An 18219-nucleotide genomic window follows, 5' to 3' on the forward strand; every position below is an offset into this window, starting at 1 on the left:
CATAAGCTAACGCCGACGACCAACGGCTGGCTATAAATTTTTACAAGGTGTGATTCTAGCGGTCGCCAGGGAACACATGCGTACCAGGCCAACGCCGCACCGAGCGCTGGAAGAACAAGCTGTTGGGCACTTGCACCATCGCGCTGTCGGTGCCGGCCTCCTGCACCTCGACCAGCGTGGTATAGAGCAGATTGATCGCCACCACGCGCCCCTTCACGCCGGGCTTGTCGACGGTGTCCACCAATTCGACGATATCGCCGAGGCGGAACGGCCCCACGGTGAAGATCAAAATGGCGCACAACAAATTGGACAGCACGGACCACATGGCGAAGAACGCCACCGCCGCCACGGCCACAAAGCCTGACAGCGCCGTCCACAGCACCGTGGCAGATACGCCCAGGCGGCCCAACACGAAGATCAGCGCGCTGCCCATGATCAGCCAGCGCAGGCCACCGCGCAGCGGCATCAGCAACTGCGGCGGGAACGGATAGCGCTCACCCAGGCGGGTCAGGCCTTTGGCGACAAAACGCTGGGCAAGGTAGCCGGCCAGCAGGATCAGCAGGATTTGCACGCCGATCCACACAGGTTCGATCCATTGCGCCGGCAAGGGCAGTTGCAACGCGTCCATCAGGACAGCGCCTCGAGCTGCGCTTGCAGGGTTTCAAGCAGTTCGAGGGCTTCCATCCAGGACTCCTCCAATTGCCCTTCGCGCACCTTGAGCCTGGCCTGTTCGGCGAGCAAGTCACGCAGTTCATCCTTGCGCGCGGCCTCATACACGGCGCTGTCGCCCAGGCTGGTTTCGATACTGGCCAGGCGCTCAAGCACCTTGCCCAGCTCGGCCTCCAGCTTGTCGGCTTCGCGCTTGTGCGGGGCCAACTGCTGACGCAGTGCCGCGGCGGCCTGGCGCTGGGCTTTCTTGTCGGTCTTGTCCGGGTTGACCGGGGTGTTGCTGACCGGCGCATTGCGCAGACGATAGTCAGTCAGCCAGCGGGCATAGTCGTCCAGGTCGCCATCAAACTCTTCAACCTTGCCATCGGCCACCAGCAGGAAGTTGTCGGTGGTGCTCTTGAGCAGATGGCGGTCGTGAGACACCACCAATACTGCACCACTGAACTCCTGCAGGGCCATGGTCAGCGCCAGGCGCATTTCCAGGTCCAGGTGGTTGGTCGGTTCGTCGAGCAGCAACAGGTTCGGGCGGTCCCATGCAATCAGGGCCAGGGCCAGTCGGGCTTTTTCACCACCGGAGAAGTTCAGCACCGGCTCGTCGATACGCGCACCACGGAAGTCGAAGCCTCCGAGGAAGTCGCGCAGGGTTTGCTCGCGTTCGGTTGGCGCCAGGCGCTGCAGGTGCAACAACGGGCTGGCCTTGGCATCAAGCGAGTCCAATTGATGCTGGGCGAAGTAACCCACCACCGTGTTCTCGCCACGGGTCAGGTGACCGGCCAAAGGCTCAAGCTCGCCCGACAGATTCTTGATCAGCGTCGACTTGCCCGCACCGTTTGGCCCCAGCAAACCGATCCGCGCGCCGGGTATGAGCTGCAGCTTGACCTTCTCCAGGACGGTCTTGTCGCCATAACCCAGGCGCGCATCCGACAGATCGAGCAGGGGGCTGGAGATTTTCGCCGACTCACGGAACACGAAGTCGAACGGCGAATCGACGTGGGCCGCCGACAGCTCTTCCATGCGCTCCAGGGCCTTGATCCGGCTCTGGGCCTGGCGGGCCTTGGTGGCCTGGGCCTTGAACCGGGCGATGTAGCTTTCCATGTGCGCGCGCTGCGCCTGCTGCTTCTCGAAAGCTTGTTGCTGCTGGGCCAGCCGCTCGGCACGGGCGCGCTCGAAGGCGGTATAGCCGCCACGGTAGAGCGTGATTTTCTTCTGTTCGACATGGGCGATATTGTCGACCACGGCGTCAAGGAAATCCCGGTCGTGGGAAATCAGCAACAAGGTGCCCTGGTAGTTCTTGAGGAAGTCTTCCAGCCACAGGATCGCATCGAGGTCCAAGTGGTTGGTCGGCTCGTCGAGCAGCAACAGGTCCGAGGGGCACATCAGCGCCTGGGCCAGGTTCAGGCGCATGCGCCAGCCGCCGGAGAAGTCGGCGACCGGGCGATCCATCTGTTCGTTGGTAAACCCCAGGCCGGCAAGCATCTTGCGGGCGCGGGCGTCGGCGGTGTAGCCGTCGGCGCTGTCCAGCTCCGAATGCAGGCGGGCCTGGGCGGCGCCGTCCTGGGCTGTTTCCGCCGCAGCGAGGTCGTGTTGTACCTGGCGCAGGCGCAGGTCGCCATCGAGCACGTAGTCGATCGCAATGCGGTCCAGGGTGTCGATCTCCTGGCGCATATGGGCGATGCGCCAGTCGGCGGGCAGCAGGCAGTCCCCGGAATCCGGGGTCAGCTCACCCAGCAACAGGGCAAACAACGTGGATTTTCCGGCGCCATTGGCACCGATCAGGCCGGCTTTGTGACCGGCGTGCAGGGTCAGCTCGGCATCTTCAAGAAGACGTTGCGGGCCACGCTGTAATGTTAGGCTTTGAAGTCGGATCATAATGGCGGCGGAGTCTACCAGCTTCGTTGACCGCTGGCTTGGGTGTGAATATGTGCGCTGACCTGTGGAGCTTTGCCCTCTCGACTTATGCCCGCCCCGGTGTGGAGGCTGCTTGCCTGCGGTTGCAGGAGCAGGGAGCGGATGTGTGCCTGCTGCTGTGTGGTGCGTGGCTGGAGCAACGGGGTGTGGCGCGGCTGCCCGAGCGCGTTGCGGCACTGCAACAGCTTGCGCGGCCGTGGCGGATGCGCGTTGTCGAACCCTTGCGAGAGGTGCGTGTGCAATGGCGGGCGATGGCACAGCAGGATGCGCAATTGGCTGAACTACGAGAGCAGGTCAAGGCCCTGGAGATGGAGGCCGAGCGAACCTTGCTGATGCGCCTTGAAGCGCTGGCGCAGACATGGCCGACCAACGAGGTGACAGGTGGATATGAATGGCTTGAAGGCCTGGCGACCGAAGCCGCCAACCTTGACCACAACGCGCTGCAGCAGCTGCGCGTCGTGGTCACCCGCGCTTAGGAAGCGCTGGTTGGGGTGACGCTTGGCGCTGCCGGTGCAGCAGTGCTGCTGCCCGATGCGGTTGGAGCGGAGGACGCTGCCGGAGTGGCGGCAGGTGCTGCGGGAGTTGCTGGCTTTGCAGATGCTGGCTTTGCCGCAGCGGGTTTGGCGGCAGCAGGTTTTGCAGCTGGCTTGACGACTGGTTTTGCGGCAGCAGGTTTTGCAACTGGCTTGGCGGCTGGTTTTGCAGCGGCCGTTTTAGCAGCTGGCTTGGCGGCGGGTTTTGCAGCAGTCGTTTTAGCGGCTGGCTTGGCGGCGGGTTTTGCTGCAGTCGTTTTAGCGGCTGGCTTGGCGGCGGGTTTCGCAGCAGCGGTTTTAGCGGCTGGCTTGGCGGCTGGTTTTGCTGCAGCGATTTTAGCGGCGGGCTTGGCGGCTGGTTTTGCTGTAGCGGTTTTAGCGGCGGGCTTAGCGGCTGGTTTTGCTGCAGCGGTTTTAGCGGCTGGCTTGGCGGCGGGTTTTGCTGCAGCGGTTTTAGCGGCTGGCTTGGCGGCTGGTTTTGCAGCAGCAGTTTTAGCGGCGGGCTTGGCGGCAGTTTTAGCCGGCGCCTTCGCTGCAGCAGCCTTGCTCGCTGGCTTCTTGGCCGCGCTGGCTGCGACAGCTTTTGCCGGAGTACGAGCACCCAGCGCCTTGCCGACAGCTTCCTTCACACGACCAATTCCCTGGGCCAGTTTCAGGCTTTCCTGGGCGTCTTTTTTGAGTTGGGAAATGTAGCTGCGGGTTTCGGCTTGGCGGTCCTTGAGGGCGTCCAGCAGGTCCTCAAGTTCTTTAACAGCGTCTTTGGCCTTGGCTTGTGCCTTGGCCTTGCCGGCAGTGGCGGCGTCTTGCAGTTTGGTGCGGGATTTGTGCAGCTTTTCTTGCGCTTTACCGCGTTGTTTTTCCAGTTTGGCGAGCAGTTTTTCTGCATCGGCCAAGGCCTGGGAACAAGCGCTTTCCAGATGTTCGAGCAGGCTGCCCGACAATTGTTGGAGTAAGTGCAACGGGGTGTTTACAGGCTTCTGTTTGGCCGACATGGTTTACCTCCTGGCTGACGTGGGTGCGGCTCATACTAGCCCTCTGCTCTTACCGCCGCTAGGGCATGTTGACAGTATCGTTTGCGTTGCGTTGCAACGTACGAAAATTCTTATCGATATAACAGAAAAGTGCGCCACTGCTCAGCCACTTACGCTGGCATAATCCGTCGCATTTCAGGCGGGAGAACACCCATGTCGCGTTACCTTTTCTTAGTGCTTGGCCTGGCGATTTTCAGCGCCAATGCGAACGAGCAAGCGCCGCCAAAGACCGCTGACCAAGACCCGCATGACCTCGCCTACAGCCTGGGTGCCAGCCTCGGTGAACGTTTGCGCCAGGAGGTCCCCGACTTGCAGATCCAGGCCTTGGTCGATGGACTCAAACAAGCCTACCAGGGCAAACCATTGGCACTGGACAACGCACGCATCGAACAGATTCTTGCACAGCATGAAGCACAGAACGCCACCGACAACCCAGCGCCGCAGAGCGAAAAAGCACTCGCCGCCGAACAGCAATTTTTGTCCAGGGAAAAAGCTGCAAAGGGAGTGCGTGAACTGGCAGACGGCATCCTGCTCACGGAGTTGACGCCGGGCACCGGCACCAAGCCGTTGGCAACTGATGAGGTGCAGGTGAAATATGTGGGTCGGCTACCCGATGGAAGCGTGTTCGACCAGAGCGCACAACCACAATGGTTTCGCCTGGACAGCGTGATCAGTGGCTGGAGCAGTGCCTTGCAGCAGATGCCGACAGGAGCGAAATGGCGCCTGGTAATACCGTCGGCCCAAGCCTACGGCGCAGACGGCGCAGGCGAATTGATTGCGCCCTACACACCCCTTGTCTTCGAAATCGAGTTACTCGGGACCCGCCACTAACGCATAAAAAAACGGTGCGTCGAGCGCACCGTTTTTATCTCATTGCCCCGATCAGACCTGAGTAGCAGGCTCTTCTTTGTGGGCGTTGTGCAGTACTTCGATCAGGCAATCTTCAAGCTCGAAACGCTCATGCAACAGACCACCCAGCTCTTTGAATTTTTCCGCGACACACTTGCCTTCATCGCACAGATCGTTAAAAGCCAGCAGCTTTTCGGTAATCACATCAATGCGCGGGTAAATCGTCTCGGCGAACTCAAGACCACGCGTGTCCTCGAAGGCTTCCGCCTCCTTGGTGAGTTGAGTGTAAATACTCAGGTGACCGGCAGAAACGTAATCGACCAATACAACGCAGAAATCCTGCAACGGCTCACGCTTCTCGGCCAGCGCTCCAGGCTCGGCCCCCAACTCATCAAAAGCCAGAACCAATTTGCGACGCGCATCCAACCATTTGTCGATCAGCGTGTGCACGCCACCCCAGCGTTCGCGAGCATTCTTGCAACGTTCCAACATGATGATCTCTCTTCCCTATAGGGGACGCTGCTACCCCGTGCCCGCGCAATGCTTCAGGGTTGAAGCGGCAATCGAACGAGGTCGCGTCTGACAAGCGGTTTCGGTAACGCGTGCGGGCCAGATTATGCCCGCATCACTATGGCTTCAAGGTACGCAGGAGAGAAAGTTCATACAAGTGTTTAATCCCGTCCTACCATATGAACCGAATTTTCCTCGCTTTGCGATACGTGACGCCGGCCAGGCAACAACCGGGAAAGCAGTGTGCTCCACAGAATCAGCATCGCCAGGAAAAACAGCAGGCTCCACTCCGGAAGGCTGAGGTCAAATAGCGTCCAATTGATTTCGACGCAGTCGACAGTGCCCTTGAAGACTGCCTGGACAGCCTGCCAGAACGACAGGTGTTCAATCATGTAATCCAGGGTTGGCCAGCAGTTGGGCATCTGATCTGACGGAGTGTTCTGCAGCAGCACTTGGCGCCCGGCGGTGACGGCGCCGAATAACGCACTGGCCATGCTTGCCAGCCCATACAGGCACACGCCGGTGCGGCCAGGGTTATGCAGGGCGGCGATCAGGTTGACCAGTACAAAGACGGCGAGAAACAGCCGTTGTACCTGGCACAAAAAGCAGGGCTGTAACAGCGCACCATATTCCAGATAGAAAGACACGCCCAACGTCAGCGCACCGGCCATGAACGCCAGGAGAAACAAGGAGCGTAAAGGGGCCAAAGACATTGTTTATCCGCACCGCAAGAGATAGGTCGCTACGGTAGAGGAAAGGCCCGACCCCTTTCAATACGCCCTGGAGCGGACAATTCCGCGAAGAGACAAGGAGATTCCGTCAACACGTGGGGGAAATCGCCCTACAACACGTAAGAATTGATTACAGGCCCACTTAAGCCGAGTAATTACAAAGGGTTAAAGGGTTGGCTGACAGATAGGTCTGAGCCAACCCGTGAACACTTTCCTACTTCAAGCTTGCGCCGGTGCTGGCAACGGTGACGCCAGCAGACGATTGTCGAGTAACCCCAAGCCTTCCTGGAACAGCCGGTTGCTGCGCTCGGTATCACCCAATTGGGCCAGCAAACGGGCCAATTCGGCGCAGGCTTCGGGATTGCGCTGCACCTGCAGGCTGCTTTCCAGATAATCCCGTGCCTTTCCCCACAGGCTGTTCTGCAGGCAGAGACGGCCCAGCGTCAGCAACAGGCTGGCATCGCCAGGATGATCCTTCAGCCAGCCTTCGGCAAACTTCAACTGACGGGCCGGGTCGCTGCCGCGCAGCAGGCCATAGAGCCGAATAAGATGGCTGTCATAACGGCGCTTGATCGCACTGCGCAGCGCTTCCTCGGCCCTGGCATCGGCGCCCAGTCGACGCAGTTGGTCAGCATAAGCCAACACCAGCTGAGGCTCCTGGCGCTGGGCTGAAGTCAATTGCTCCCATGCGCGGTCAAGGGACTGCAAGCCGGCTTCGCCCTGCTCTTCACGTTGGGCGGCCAGGCTGAGGTTTTCTCCCCAGGCCCGGCGCTCCAATTCAGCCAGCTCGGCGGCCGGCAACACTTTGTCCTTACGCAGTTCAGGCAACAGGCGAATCACCGACGACCAATCGCCACGCTGCTGGTGCAATCGCTGCAACTGCCGCAAGACCTGGGCGTTGTGAGGGTGACGCTCGTGCATCGCCTGCAGGGTGGTCAGGGCACCTTCTGTATCGCCACGATCCATCTGAAGTTGCGCATGGCTCAAGGCAACGGCCAGCTCCGCCTGGGGCTGGCGAGCCAGGGCGCGCTCCAGCAACGCATCCGATGCTTCGTAGCGTCCCAGCTCGTTGGCCGCACGTGCGGCACCCAGGTAATACAGCAGTGGCTGGCGCTCCGCTTCGGCAGCACGGTGCAGGTGGCGTTCGGCACTGGCCCAACGGCCTTCGGCAAGGTCCATCTGGCCTTGCTCGATTGCAATCTGCACACGGCGGCTGCGATTGCGCCGCGACCACGGGTTGACCACACCGCCGGAAACGCTGACCAGCCCCAACAGCACTCGGATCAGGTAGATCGCCAGGCCTATGGCGAACACCGCCACCAATGTGGCCCACAAGCTCGACTCGTAATGCAGCAAATGGGGATAGGTAATCAGCACGTAGCCGGTGTGCTTGGAAATGCCCACGGCCAGCGCCAGGGCGATCGCAATTGCCAGCACCAGGATCACATAGAAACGCTTCATCGGTTCTACTCCTGGGTCGCAGGCTTGGCAGCCGAAGCCTTGGCTTCGTCGGCGGACAAATGTCGGCGCTCAAGGTACGCCTGCACGGCCGCCAGGCTCGCGGCCAAGTCAGGTGTTACCACCGAAACGGCCTTGGGCTCAAGCTCGGCGATACGCGCCAGCATCGCCTTGCTCTGCGGATTGTCCTGGTTGAAGTTATCCTGCAACACGCTGCGCGCTTGACCCAGCGAACGGCTATACACCGCTGACTCGCCGTTGAGCGCTGCCCACTGTGCTTGCTCCAGCGCCAGGCTCAAGGCCAGACGCACCTGATTCAACCCCTGGCCCGCCAGCAGCGGACGAATGTTGTCATCCGGGTTGAAGTCGATACGGAAATAACGGGATATCTGTTCCCACCATTGGCTCAACTGGTTACCCGTATCGCTGGTGGGACGGCCCTGGGAATCGGGTTGCGTGAGTTGATACTCCGGAGCGACAGCCGCCAATTGCACCACCTGGTCGCGCAAAGCCGCCAACTGCAGGTACAACCCCGTGCGGTCCGGCTGTTCGGTGCTGCGCAGCGCCGCGAGGCTCTTGGCCAACTGCTCACGCGCGGCGAACGCGCCTGGGTCACTCTGCTCACGAAGAATTTCGTCGGCGCCCTGGACCAGCGACTGGGCGCTGTTGATGTCCTGCAAAGCCGACAGACGCAAGCTGGCCAGACGAATCAGATGCTCGGCCTCAGCCAGGCGCCAATCCTTGCGGCTGGCGCCCAGTACGGTTTCCAAACGCTGGTTCAGGCGCTGCTGATCACCCTGCAACTGGGCGACCAGGCGTCGACGCTCTTCCAGCTCATCCGCGCCGGGCAGCTGCGCCAGGCGGGCAGCCAATTGTTGCTGGCCCTGCTTGAGACTCTGGGATTGGTCATCGAGGGTCTGCACCTGACCCAGTTGCTGCTGGCTGTTGGCTTGCAGGGCACGGACCTGCCAGATCCCCCAGCCGCCGGCGGCAACACCCGCAGCGCCAAGCAGCAACGCGACGACTGCCAGGCCATTGCCACGGCGTGGTACGGTGACCGGTGTCCCGAGCGGCGCATCGAGCGCGGGCTGAGCTTCATCTTTAGGCAAGGCTGTTTCGCTCACGTATCCGTCCTTTGCGTATCAGAGAGTGGGAACGGGATTGCTCCCTAACGCCACTAACAAAGCCGCGGCACTCGCGCCGCGACAATCCACAACTTTTTCTGCGCCAGCGGCCCGCGCCATCTCGTAGACGCGCGGACTAGGCACGAACAACGGCAGCTTCGCCACCTCAGGCCATTCGGAGCCGGCCAGGGCCTGCAAGTGTAGAAAACCTTGCCCACTGCTGACCACCAGGCCGTTCAAGCGTTCCAACTGGATGCGTTGCGTCAGTGCGCCCGCGTCGTAGGCCGGAAGAAAACGGCGGTACAACTCCAGGTAGTCGACACTGACACCTCGCTCGCGCAAGCGCTGCGCGAGCAATTCCCGGCCGCCCTCGCCGCGCAGGATCAACACCCTGGCACCGGGGCATGCGATAGCCTCGCGCAATGCCGGCAATTGAAGCAAGGCCTCGCTGTCGTCACCCGTTGGCGGATAGTGCACGTCCAAACCATGATCGGCCAGTATCTGTGCCGTGGCGGCACCCACACTGAACCACGGCAGTCGCGGCCAGGGCGCGGTCAATTGTTGCAAGGCAAGACGCGCCGCCGGTTTGCTCACCACGATCACTGCGCAATAGCGCTGCAGCGCCCCAAAGACAGCCTGTTGTTGCGGCGTGACCGGTAAGGCTTTGATTTCCAGCAACGGCAGTTCGCTGCTGAATACGCCCGCATCGGCCAATGTCGCCGCCAGGCCTGCCGATTCTTCGGCAGGCCGTGTCAGCAGCAATCGCCACGGGGTCACTGCGGGCCGGCCTCGCCGTAGACTTTTTGCAGGATGGCGCCAGCGCCCTTGTCCAACAGTTCCTCGGCGACCTGAATGCCCAGGGCCGTGGCGTCGCGTTGTGGACCGCGCACCTCGGCGGTCAGCAACGTTCCGCCCTCCGGGTCGCCTACCAGGCCTCGCAACCACAGGTTTTCACCTTCGAGCACGGCATAGCAGGCGATCGGTACCTGGCAGCCACCATTGAGGTGTTTGTTCAAGGCGCGCTCGGCCGTGACGCGAACCTCGGTGTCTGCATGATCAAGCGGCTTGAGCAGTGCGTGAATTTCGCTGTCGACGGTACGGCATTCAATGCCGACTGCGCCCTGCCCGCCGGCCGGCAAGCTGTCTTCGACGCTGATTGCGCGGGTGATGCGGTCTTCGAAGCCCAGGCGGATCAGGCCGGCGGCGGCGAGGATGATCGCGTCATACTCGCCCGCATCCAGCTTGGCCAGGCGCGTGTTGACGTTGCCACGCAGGAAGCGGACCTGCAGGTCGGGTCGACGGGTCAGCAATTGGGCCTGGCGCCGCAGGCTCGAGGTGCCCACGATACTGCCCAGGGGCAATTCATCCAGGGATGCGTAAGTGTTGGAAACAAAGGCGTCGCGTGGGTCTTCCCGCTCGCAGATGCAAAAAAGGCCCAACCCTTCAGGGAAGTCCATGGGCACGTCTTTCATCGAATGCACAGCGATGTCTGCTTCATTTTCCAGCAGCGCGGTTTCCAATTCCTTGACGAACAGACCCTTGCCGCCAATTTTCGACAGCGGCGAGTCCAGCAGCTTGTCGCCGCGACTGACCATGGGCACCAGGGTCACCCTGAGGCCAGGGTGAGCCTGTTCAAGACGTGCTTTGACGTACTCGGCCTGCCATAAGGCCAGGGCGCTTTTACGGGTGGCGATGCGGATTTCGCGAGAAGACATGGATCAATCCGTACTGAATAGATACGGCAGATAATAACAGCTCAGGCAAATGCGCTTTGATTTGAATCAGCAAGTGCGGGGCCTCCCTGGCCGCGTCGCACCGGGATAGGGACTGCAGAGCTCGCCACCACGCCTGGGCTAGAGCTGCTGCATCATCTTGCGCACGCCAGCAACATGGCGCCGACTGACGATCAGGGCATCGCCGTTGAGGCCCTTCAGAAATAGCTGGAAATGGCCAAGGGGCGTGCGTTGCAAGCGCTCGATTCGCTCGCGCGCCACCAGCGCATTACGATGGATGCGCACAAAGCGGTCGCCGAATTCGTCTTCGAGGGCCTTGAGCGGCTCATCAAGCAACACTTCGCCCGCTTCGTGACGCAAGGTCACGTATTTATGGTCGGCGATAAAATAGACCACCTGAGCGAGGGGTATCAGCTCGATACCCTTGCGGGTCCGTGCGCTGATATGGCTGCGGGGGCCATTGCCACTCTGAGCGGCAGGCTGGGTCAGGGCTGCGAGCTGAGCGCGGCTGGGACGCTCGGCCTTCTTCAACGCCTTGAGCAACGCGTCGCCAGCCACCGGCTTGACCAGAAAACTGACACCGCTGTCTTCCAGCGTCTGTGCCGAAAATTCTTCCTGTGCCGCGCACAGCACCACCGCCGGTGGCGATTCGCGCTCGCTCAGGCGGGCGGCGACTTGCAGGCCATCGAGGAGCGGCATGCGGATATCGAGCAACACCACATCCGGCTTGAGGCTGTCGATCAGCGTCAACGCCTCTTCGCCGCTGGTGGCGCTCGGTTCAAGGACTGTATAACCCTCGATCTCACTGACCAGACGGCTCAGTCGCTCGCGGGCTTGGGGTTCGTCATCAACGATCAGGACATTCATATTGCGCTGGATTCCTGCGTGAGTCTCGCACAAGGGTAGCGTAGACAGGTGCGGTGACTTACGTCACAGCGATCCACGCTAAGACTGGCGCAAGCGGCAAAAAGTGCCCTTGGAGTGGCACCCAAATTTACCCGGACCTGTTCAATAGCGCCCAAGACCTGCCAACTTCGCGCATTGTCATAGGGTTTGCTGATACACAATCCGAATACCCCCGTATTTAATGGATAGTCTGGGCTCTGACCGCATTACCCGACTTTGGTGCATTCACACACTCTCAGTCCAACTGTAGACGCTCGCTGGAACGATATTGCTCAATCGTCAAATATCGTTTCAATAAGGTCCTGCTCCCAGTCTCGTCCTGGATGCGATCGGCGGCAAGGCACTTAGCCATCCTTTGTACAAATAAAATTGCCGTCCACCCGCACCATCGCGTCCGCGGACAACCCTGTTATTATCGGCGGCACACCTTCACGCCTCTTTTAAGCAGATCACGAGCGAATTCATGAGCACCGACAAGACCAACCAGTCCTGGGGCGGCCGCTTCAGTGAACCCGTCGACGCCTTCGTCGCGCGCTTCACCGCCTCCGTCAACTTCGACCAGCGCCTGTACCGCCACGACATCATGGGCTCCATCGCCCACGCCACCATGCTGGCCAAGGTCGGCGTGCTGACCGATGCCGAGCGCGACAGCATCATCGAAGGCCTGACCACCATCCGGGGCGAGATCGAAGCCGGCACGTTCGACTGGCGCGTCGACCTGGAAGACGTGCACATGAACATCGAGGCACGGCTGACCGATCGCATCGGTGTGACCGGCAAGAAGCTGCACACCGGGCGCAGCCGTAACGACCAGGTGGCCACCGATATCCGCCTGTGGCTACGCGATGAAATCGATTTGATCCTGGCTGAAATCACCCGCCTGCAAAAAGGTTTGCTGGAACAGGCCGAGCGCGAATCGGCCACCATCATGCCCGGCTTCACGCACCTGCAGACCGCTCAGCCCGTGACCTTCGGCCACCACCTGCTGGCCTGGTTCGAAATGCTCAGCCGCGATTACGAGCGCCTCGTGGATTGCCGCAAGCGGGCCAATCGCATGCCACTCGGCAGCGCCGCACTGGCCGGCACCACCTACCCGATCGACCGCGAGTACACCGCGCAATTGCTGGGCTTCGACGCCGTCGGCGGCAACTCCCTGGACGGCGTGTCGGACCGTGATTTCGCCATCGAATTCTGCGCCGCCGCCAGCATCGCGATGATGCACCTGTCGCGCTTTTCCGAAGAGCTGGTGCTGTGGACCAGCGCGCAATTCCAGTTCATCGACCTGCCGGACCGCTTCTGCACCGGCAGCTCGATCATGCCGCAAAAGAAAAACCCCGACGTCCCCGAACTGGTACGTGGCAAGAGCGGCCGCGTATTCGGCGCGCTGATGGGCCTGCTGACCCTGATGAAAGGCCAGCCGCTGGCCTATAACAAGGACAATCAGGAAGACAAGGAACCGCTGTTCGACGCCGCCGACACGCTGCGCGACTCACTGCGTGCGTTTGCCGACATGATTCCGGCGATCAAGCCCAAGCACGCGATCATGCGCGAAGCGGCCTTGCGGGGTTTTTCCACCGCAACCGACCTGGCCGACTACCTGGTGCGTCGTGGCCTGCCCTTCCGCGACTGCCACGAAATCGTTGGCCATGCCGTGAAATACGGCGTGGACACCGGCAAGGACCTGGCGGAAATGAGCCTGGAAGAACTGCGCCAGTTCAGCGACCAGATCGAGCAGGATGTGTTTGCCGTGCTGACCCTGGAAGGCTCGGTGAATGCCCGTAACCACATCGGCGGCACCGCGCCGGCGCAGGTGAAAGCAGCCGTCGCGCGTGGCCAGGAGCTACTCGCCAGCCGCTAAAAAATGTGGGAGGGGGCAAGCCCCCTCCCACATTTGATTATTTCTTGGCCGCAATCATTGCCATGAACGCCGGCATCGCCGCCTGCCTGTCCGCCTCGACCTTTTGCGCATTGGGCATCTCGTTCAAACGCCCCAGCAACGCCTTCGCCTGTGGCAACTGCGCCAGCAGGTCCAGCCCGAACAGTTTTTCGCCTACCCCACAGGCCAGATTCAAGCTGTACATGAAATACAGATCGGCAATCGTGAAGTGCTCTCCCGCCACATAGGGCGCGAACTTACCGTGGCGGCCTAACGTACCGACCCCCAGCAACAATTCAGCTCGGGACTTGTCCTTGATCGCCTCCGGTACCGTCATGCCAAAAAAGGCTTCGGCGAAGCACGCCCGCGCAGGCAATTCGATGTACAGCTCGATTTCACGGCACAACGCCAGCACCTGGGCACGCTGGAACGGGTCGGCTGGCAGCAGCGCAGGCCCTTCCTGGGTCTGCTCGAGGTATTCGAGGATCACGCTGGTTTCGTTGATGAAGCCTTGCTCGACACCCAGCACGGGTACTTTGCCTCGCGGGCTCACCGCCAGGGCTTCAGGCGTTTGTCCTGCATAAAAAGGCACCTCTTCGAAAGGCAGCCCTTTCTCCATCAGCGCCAGCTTGACCATGTTGTAGTAGTTACTGACCGAAAATCCATAAAGCTTGAGCATCGCAAAGCCTCCAGGCCGGGTGCGGGGTTGGCTGCAAGCGTTATAGACGCTGAGGCCTGGCCTGGCCAGCAGCATCACCGGCCTGAATGGCGTTAGACTGGCGCCCTTACCTTGAGGAGCCTGCCATGAGCGAGCCGACCGATATCGACCACGACGAAGAAGAATTCACCGAAAGCACGCTGATCCAGGCCATCGAGAACCAGATCGAAAGCGACAACCCACCGGCGGCCAAGGCCACGTTCAACAAGCTGACGCTGGTAGGGTATGAGCGAGAAGAGATCCTGAATCTCATGGCCCACGTGCTGGCCTTCGAGATCGACGCGATGCTGGATGAGGACCGCGCCTTTGATACCCAATGGTATGAAACCGCGCTGCGCGCACTGCCTGAGCTGCCGCCTGAAAAGGAATAATCCAGCTGCGCTGCAACACGCTGGACAGTTCGGCAAAGTGCGTTCACCTTATGGCCTGCTAGCCTCTAATAAATTCTTAGAAAGTCTGGAGTCCTTATGTCGTATACCCCTGAGTTGGTTGCCGAACTGGAAATCCTTGCACTCTTCAACCTGGACAGCTCCCAGGAAGGTCTGAAAGTCCACCAGACCGCTACTCCAACTGCCATCGACGCCGCAAAACGCTTGTTTGAGAAAGAACTGATCACCCAGCCCGACGGTGGCTATCTGACCAGCCTGGGTCGGGATGCCGCCCAACACACCCAAAGCTTGCTGACAATTCTGAAGACCACCAAAAAAGAAGCTGCCTGACACCTGATACGCCCATGGGGTCCGCTCTTTGCGGATTCCGAGGGCGTCGCCGCGTAACAGCGAAAATTCTGACGCCAAAACCCATTTCCCTCTAAAACTCCTACGCTACTGTCTGTAAACTCCGACACGGCCGCCCACGTCGGGCCCTGCGAGCCACCGAGTTCGACATGACCCGCACCCATGAAATCCGCCCCGACCTGGACGAAGGCATCGACCGCAAGGTGCTGACCCAGTTGCGCGCGCGGTTCATGGCGCTCAATGAGGGCCGCCTGGCCCGTGCCGTTGAGGGGCTGACCCCGCGCCAGCAAAGCGTGCTGACCTTGTTGCCGCTGTTTTTCCACGTCAATCACCCCTTGCTGCCAGGTTATGTATCCAGCGGCACACCGGCCGGGCTGTCGAATTTCGAACCGGATACCCAGGCCCTGGCTGAAGCGCAGCGCCTGACGCGTTCGTTCTCCTACAAGCCGCGCCATGGCAACCCGCCCCGTCCGATCCACGGCCTGTTCCTGATGGGCAGCCTGGGCACGCTGGCCCAGGCGGATCAAAGCGATATGGACGTGTGGGTATGCCACGCGCCCGACCTGAATGACAACGAGCTGGCCGAGCTGCGCAAGAAGTGCCAACTGCTGGAAGCCTGGGCCCAGACCATGGGCGCCGAGACCCACTTCTTCCTGATTGAACCGACGCGCTTTGTGCTCGGTGAACGGGACACGCAACTGAGCTCCGACGATTGCGGGACCACTCAGCACTATCTTTTGCTGGATGAGTTCTACCGCACCGCAATCTGGCTGGCCGGGCGCACGCCGATCTGGTGGCTGGTGCCGGTCTATGAAGAACGTCGCTACGCCGAGTTCACCCACGCGCTGATCTCCAAACGTTTCATTCGCGCCGACGAAACCCTTGATCTCGGCCATCTGGCGCACATCCCTCCAGGGGAGTTCATCGGTGCCGGGCTGTGGCAGTTGTTCAAGGGCATCGAATCGCCCTATAAATCGGTGCTCAAGCTGCTGCTGACCGAGGTCTATGCCAGCGAGCACCCCAACGTGCAATGCCTGAGCCTGCGCTTCAAGCGCGCGGTGTTTGCCAATCAGATGGACCTGGATGAGTTGGACCCCTACATCGTGGTCTACCGCCGCATCGAGGAATACCTCAAGGCCCGCAATGAACCGGAGCGCCTGGAACTGGTACGGCGCAGCCTGTACCTGAAGGTCAACCGCAAGCTCAGCGCCGGCCAGCGCACCGCCAGCTGGCAACGGCTGCTGCTGGAACGCCTGGCCCATGAATGGAACTGGGATCCGCGCCAACTGGCGTTGCTGGACAGTCGCAGCCAATGGAAAGTGCGTCAGGTCGCCTCCGAGCGCCGCGCCCTGGTCAACGAGCTGAACTACAGTTATCGCTTCCTCACCCAGTTCGCCCGCACGGAACAGACCGTCAGCCTGATCAACCGGCGCGACCTCAATGTGCTGGGCCGTCGTTTGTACGCGGCCTTTGAACGCAAGGCCGGCAAGGTCGAGTTCATCAACCCCGGCATTGCCCCGGACCTGGCCGAAGACACCTTGACCCTGGTGCACTCACCCAACCGCAAGGAGCCGGGGCAGTACCATTGGGGCCTGTATAACGGCAACCTCACCGCCCTGGAATGGGAGCACTTCGCCCCCATCAAGCGCAGCCGCGACCTGCTGGAAATGCTTACCTGGTGCCATCGCAACGGTGTGATCGACAGCAGTACGCGCCTGGCGCTGCACCCGGGCGTCAGCGACATGACCGAGTTTGAGCTGTTCAACCTGCTGGGCAGCCTGCAACAGACCATCGCCCTGCCCATGAGCAGCGTCGATGAAACGCGCTTGTTACGCTCGGCGGTGCCCGAAGAAGTGCTGTTGCTGATCAACGTCGGCGTCGACCCACTCAAGCATCACCGCGACCTGAATATTCTGATGACCACCGAGCGTACCGACTCGCTGAGTTATGCCGGCGTGCGTGAGAACCTGGTACTGACCCTGGACCAGGTCACGCTCAATAGCTGGAACGAGGTGACGGTCAGCCGCTACGACGGACCCCATGCGCTGCTCGACTGCCTGCGCGACTACCTCAACCAATTGCCATCGGATCATTTGCCACGGTTGCGGGTGCGCTGCTTCTGTCACAACCGAGCGCAATTCATTGCCCAGCGCGTGGAAGAGGTATTCGACACTGCGCAGAACCTGCTGCTCGGCCGAGGCAATCACCGCTACCTGCTCCAAGTTCAGCAACACTATCACGTCATGGAATTGATTCCCGGCCAAGCCACCCATGTACCGCTGCCGACCCATGACGCATTGATCGCCTACCTCAGCGAAGAGTTGGCCAGTTACAGCCCGTGGCACCTGGACACCATGGCCCTGGAAGATCACGACCTGGCGCTGCTGCTGCCCATGGGTGTGGCCGATTGCATACAGGTGTTCTACCGGATCCATGAAGGATTTGCCGAACTGTATGTGCTCGACGAGTTCAATGCGCTCTGGCAGCAGCGTTTGCCGTTCCATGATGAGCAAAGCCTGTTGGCACCGCTGCAGCGTTTCCTGCTCTCGATCATCTATCGCCGCGAAGCGCTATCAGCTCTGGACACACAACAGCCATTGGGCGAAGTGCAGCTCTCGTATTACCAACTGCTGCCGTCGGGCAATGGCCGTGCTCGTCTCGTCGAGCCAAGGCCGGCTCCGCAACACCCCGCCAACCAGCCGTTTTATGACGTACAAGCGATTATCGCCAAGGCGGCGCCCGGACAGGTGGGTATCACGCTGTACTGCAACCAGCGGGAATTTTCCGAATTGGAGTTTGGCGACCAGCTGTTTGCGGTAGTCGCCCGGGAAATCGTCGGGCAGCGCCGGGAACCCGAGCGTTACCGTTGCTACATCACCGATCTGGATCTGTCGGGCCTGCTTGGCGACGTGCAAAGCCCGAGCAATCTGTACCTGCGCTACAAGGCCGAGCTCGAGCTCGCGCTCAATCAAGCGCTGAACCAGATTTAAAGAGGGAAGGCGCCGCCATCCCTGGGCTGGCCTTCGACACTCAGCAGCTCGAGCTTGAGGGTCTTGCCGCCCGGCGCGGGCCAATCAATATGCTGGCCCACTTGCAGGCCGAGCAACGCGCTGCCCACCGGTGCCAGGATCGAGATCTTGCCTTCATCGGCGTTCGCGTCCTTGGGGTAAACCAGGGTCAGGTGGTAATCCTTGCCGCTGCCTTGCTCACGGCAATGCACGCTGGAGTTCATGGTCACGACACTTGCAGGCACTTCATCGTGGCCAACCACTTCTTCGGCGCGGTCGAGTTCGTGTTGCAACGCTTCGACACCGGGAAACTCGTCGCCCAGGCGGTCGATCAGTTGCTCCAGGCGCTGCACGTCAAGACGGGTGAGAATGATGGACGGTGCGGTGGTCATGATTCAGGCAGACTCCTTTTTTCTGCACAAAAAAGC

At 60.8% G+C, this 18219-nt stretch carries 18 protein-coding genes; 6 read left to right on the forward strand and 12 right to left on the reverse strand.

Going from position 1 to position 18219, the window contains the following annotated elements:
- Positions 1–55: 55 nt before the first annotated feature.
- Together CIB54_RS19080 and CIB54_RS19085 are read right to left on the reverse strand one after the other, a co-directional pair.
- Positions 56–628 (reverse strand): mechanosensitive ion channel family protein, encoded by a 573-nt coding sequence (locus CIB54_RS19080; RefSeq protein ID WP_065950464.1) that lies wholly within the window; start codon positions 626–628, stop codon positions 56–58.
- On the reverse strand, positions 628–2538 hold the full coding sequence (locus tag CIB54_RS19085; protein WP_101220672.1) for an ATP-binding cassette domain-containing protein: 1911 nt from the start codon (positions 2536–2538) through the stop codon (positions 628–630). The genes CIB54_RS19080 and CIB54_RS19085 overlap by 1 nt, the downstream gene beginning before the upstream one ends.
- 50 nt (positions 2539–2588) lie before the next feature.
- Between CIB54_RS19085 and CIB54_RS19090 the strand changes: the two genes are divergently transcribed.
- Positions 2589–3053 carry a TIGR02444 family protein gene (locus tag CIB54_RS19090; protein ID WP_198557208.1) on the forward strand — a complete coding sequence of 155 codons (465 nt, stop codon included), beginning with the start codon at positions 2589–2591 and terminating at the stop codon, positions 3051–3053.
- Here CIB54_RS19090 and CIB54_RS19095 read toward each other — a convergent pair.
- Positions 3050–4102, reverse strand: a complete 1053-nt coding sequence (locus CIB54_RS19095; protein ID WP_101220674.1) for an AlgP family protein — start codon at positions 4100–4102, stop codon at positions 3050–3052. The genes CIB54_RS19090 and CIB54_RS19095 overlap by 4 nt on opposite strands.
- Before the next feature lie 192 nt (positions 4103–4294).
- Here CIB54_RS19095 and CIB54_RS19100 point away from each other — a divergent pair, with 192 nt between their 5' ends.
- On the forward strand, positions 4295–4972 hold the full coding sequence (locus tag CIB54_RS19100) for an FKBP-type peptidyl-prolyl cis-trans isomerase (protein WP_101220675.1): 678 nt from the start codon (positions 4295–4297) through the stop codon (positions 4970–4972).
- Between the two features lie 51 nt (positions 4973–5023).
- Here CIB54_RS19100 and CIB54_RS19105 read toward each other — a convergent pair whose 3' ends face one another.
- The 7 genes from CIB54_RS19105 to CIB54_RS19130 form a co-directional block, all read right to left on the reverse strand.
- Positions 5024–5482 (reverse strand): Rsd/AlgQ family anti-sigma factor, encoded by a 459-nt coding sequence (locus CIB54_RS19105; RefSeq protein ID WP_065950408.1) that lies wholly within the window; start codon positions 5480–5482, stop codon positions 5024–5026.
- Positions 5483–5661: 179 nt separating this feature from the next.
- The gene (locus tag CIB54_RS19110) at positions 5662–6213 is read right to left on the reverse strand and encodes a disulfide bond formation protein B (RefSeq protein WP_065950407.1); all 552 of its coding nucleotides are present in this window, start codon (positions 6211–6213) and stop codon (positions 5662–5664) included.
- Between the two features lie 237 nt (positions 6214–6450).
- Entirely contained in the window at positions 6451–7692 is a 1242-nt protein-coding gene (locus tag CIB54_RS19115; protein WP_065950406.1) for a heme biosynthesis protein HemY, read from the reverse strand.
- 5 nt (positions 7693–7697) lie between these two features.
- Positions 7698–8813: a uroporphyrinogen-III C-methyltransferase gene (locus CIB54_RS27685; protein ID WP_232790580.1), complete on the reverse strand. Its 1116-nt coding sequence runs from the start codon at positions 8811–8813 to the stop codon at positions 7698–7700.
- Between the two features lie 18 nt (positions 8814–8831).
- Positions 8832–9590 (reverse strand): uroporphyrinogen-III synthase, encoded by a 759-nt coding sequence (locus CIB54_RS27690; RefSeq protein WP_065950404.1) that lies wholly within the window; start codon positions 9588–9590, stop codon positions 8832–8834.
- The gene (gene hemC / locus CIB54_RS19125; protein WP_065950403.1) at positions 9587–10528 is read right to left on the reverse strand and encodes a hydroxymethylbilane synthase; all 942 of its coding nucleotides are present in this window, start codon (positions 10526–10528) and stop codon (positions 9587–9589) included. Before hemC ends, CIB54_RS27690 begins: the two co-directional genes overlap by 4 nt.
- Positions 10529–10666: 138 nt before the next feature.
- Positions 10667–11413 (reverse strand): LytR/AlgR family response regulator transcription factor, encoded by a 747-nt coding sequence (locus tag CIB54_RS19130; protein WP_065950402.1) that lies wholly within the window; start codon positions 11411–11413, stop codon positions 10667–10669.
- A gap of 502 nt (positions 11414–11915) precedes the next feature.
- Here CIB54_RS19130 and argH point away from each other — a divergent pair.
- Complete coding sequence (gene argH, locus CIB54_RS19135; RefSeq protein ID WP_065950401.1) at positions 11916–13310, forward strand: argininosuccinate lyase; 1395 nt, start codon at positions 11916–11918, stop codon at positions 13308–13310.
- Positions 13311–13347: 37 nt separating this feature from the next.
- Here argH and CIB54_RS19140 read toward each other — a convergent pair whose 3' ends face one another.
- Positions 13348–14007, reverse strand: coding sequence for a glutathione S-transferase family protein (locus tag CIB54_RS19140; protein ID WP_065950400.1), 660 nt, complete (start codon positions 14005–14007; stop codon positions 13348–13350).
- A gap of 125 nt (positions 14008–14132) precedes the next feature.
- Here CIB54_RS19140 and CIB54_RS19145 point away from each other — a divergent pair, with 125 nt between their 5' ends.
- From CIB54_RS19145 to CIB54_RS19155, 3 genes are all read left to right on the forward strand, one after another.
- Positions 14133–14417: a hypothetical protein gene (locus CIB54_RS19145; protein ID WP_065950399.1), complete on the forward strand. Its 285-nt coding sequence runs from the start codon at positions 14133–14135 to the stop codon at positions 14415–14417.
- 96 nt (positions 14418–14513) lie between these two features.
- A complete protein-coding gene (locus CIB54_RS19150; protein ID WP_065950398.1) occupies positions 14514–14765 on the forward strand; it encodes a TIGR02647 family protein in 252 nt (83 codons plus the stop codon).
- Positions 14766–14932: 167 nt separating this feature from the next.
- Complete coding sequence (locus tag CIB54_RS19155; RefSeq protein WP_101220676.1) at positions 14933–17773, forward strand: class I adenylate cyclase; 2841 nt, start codon at positions 14933–14935, stop codon at positions 17771–17773.
- Here the strand turns inward: CIB54_RS19155 and rnk are convergent.
- Positions 17770–18183, reverse strand: a complete 414-nt coding sequence (gene rnk / locus CIB54_RS19160) for a nucleoside diphosphate kinase regulator (protein WP_065950396.1) — start codon at positions 18181–18183, stop codon at positions 17770–17772. The two genes, CIB54_RS19155 and rnk, sit on opposite strands and share 4 nt — an antisense overlap.
- Between the last annotated feature and the right edge of the window lie 36 nt (positions 18184–18219).

The sequence above is a fragment of the Pseudomonas fluorescens genome, from assembly GCF_002837185.1.
In the GTDB taxonomy this organism is placed as follows: domain Bacteria; phylum Pseudomonadota; class Gammaproteobacteria; order Pseudomonadales; family Pseudomonadaceae; genus Aquipseudomonas; species Aquipseudomonas fluorescens_AM.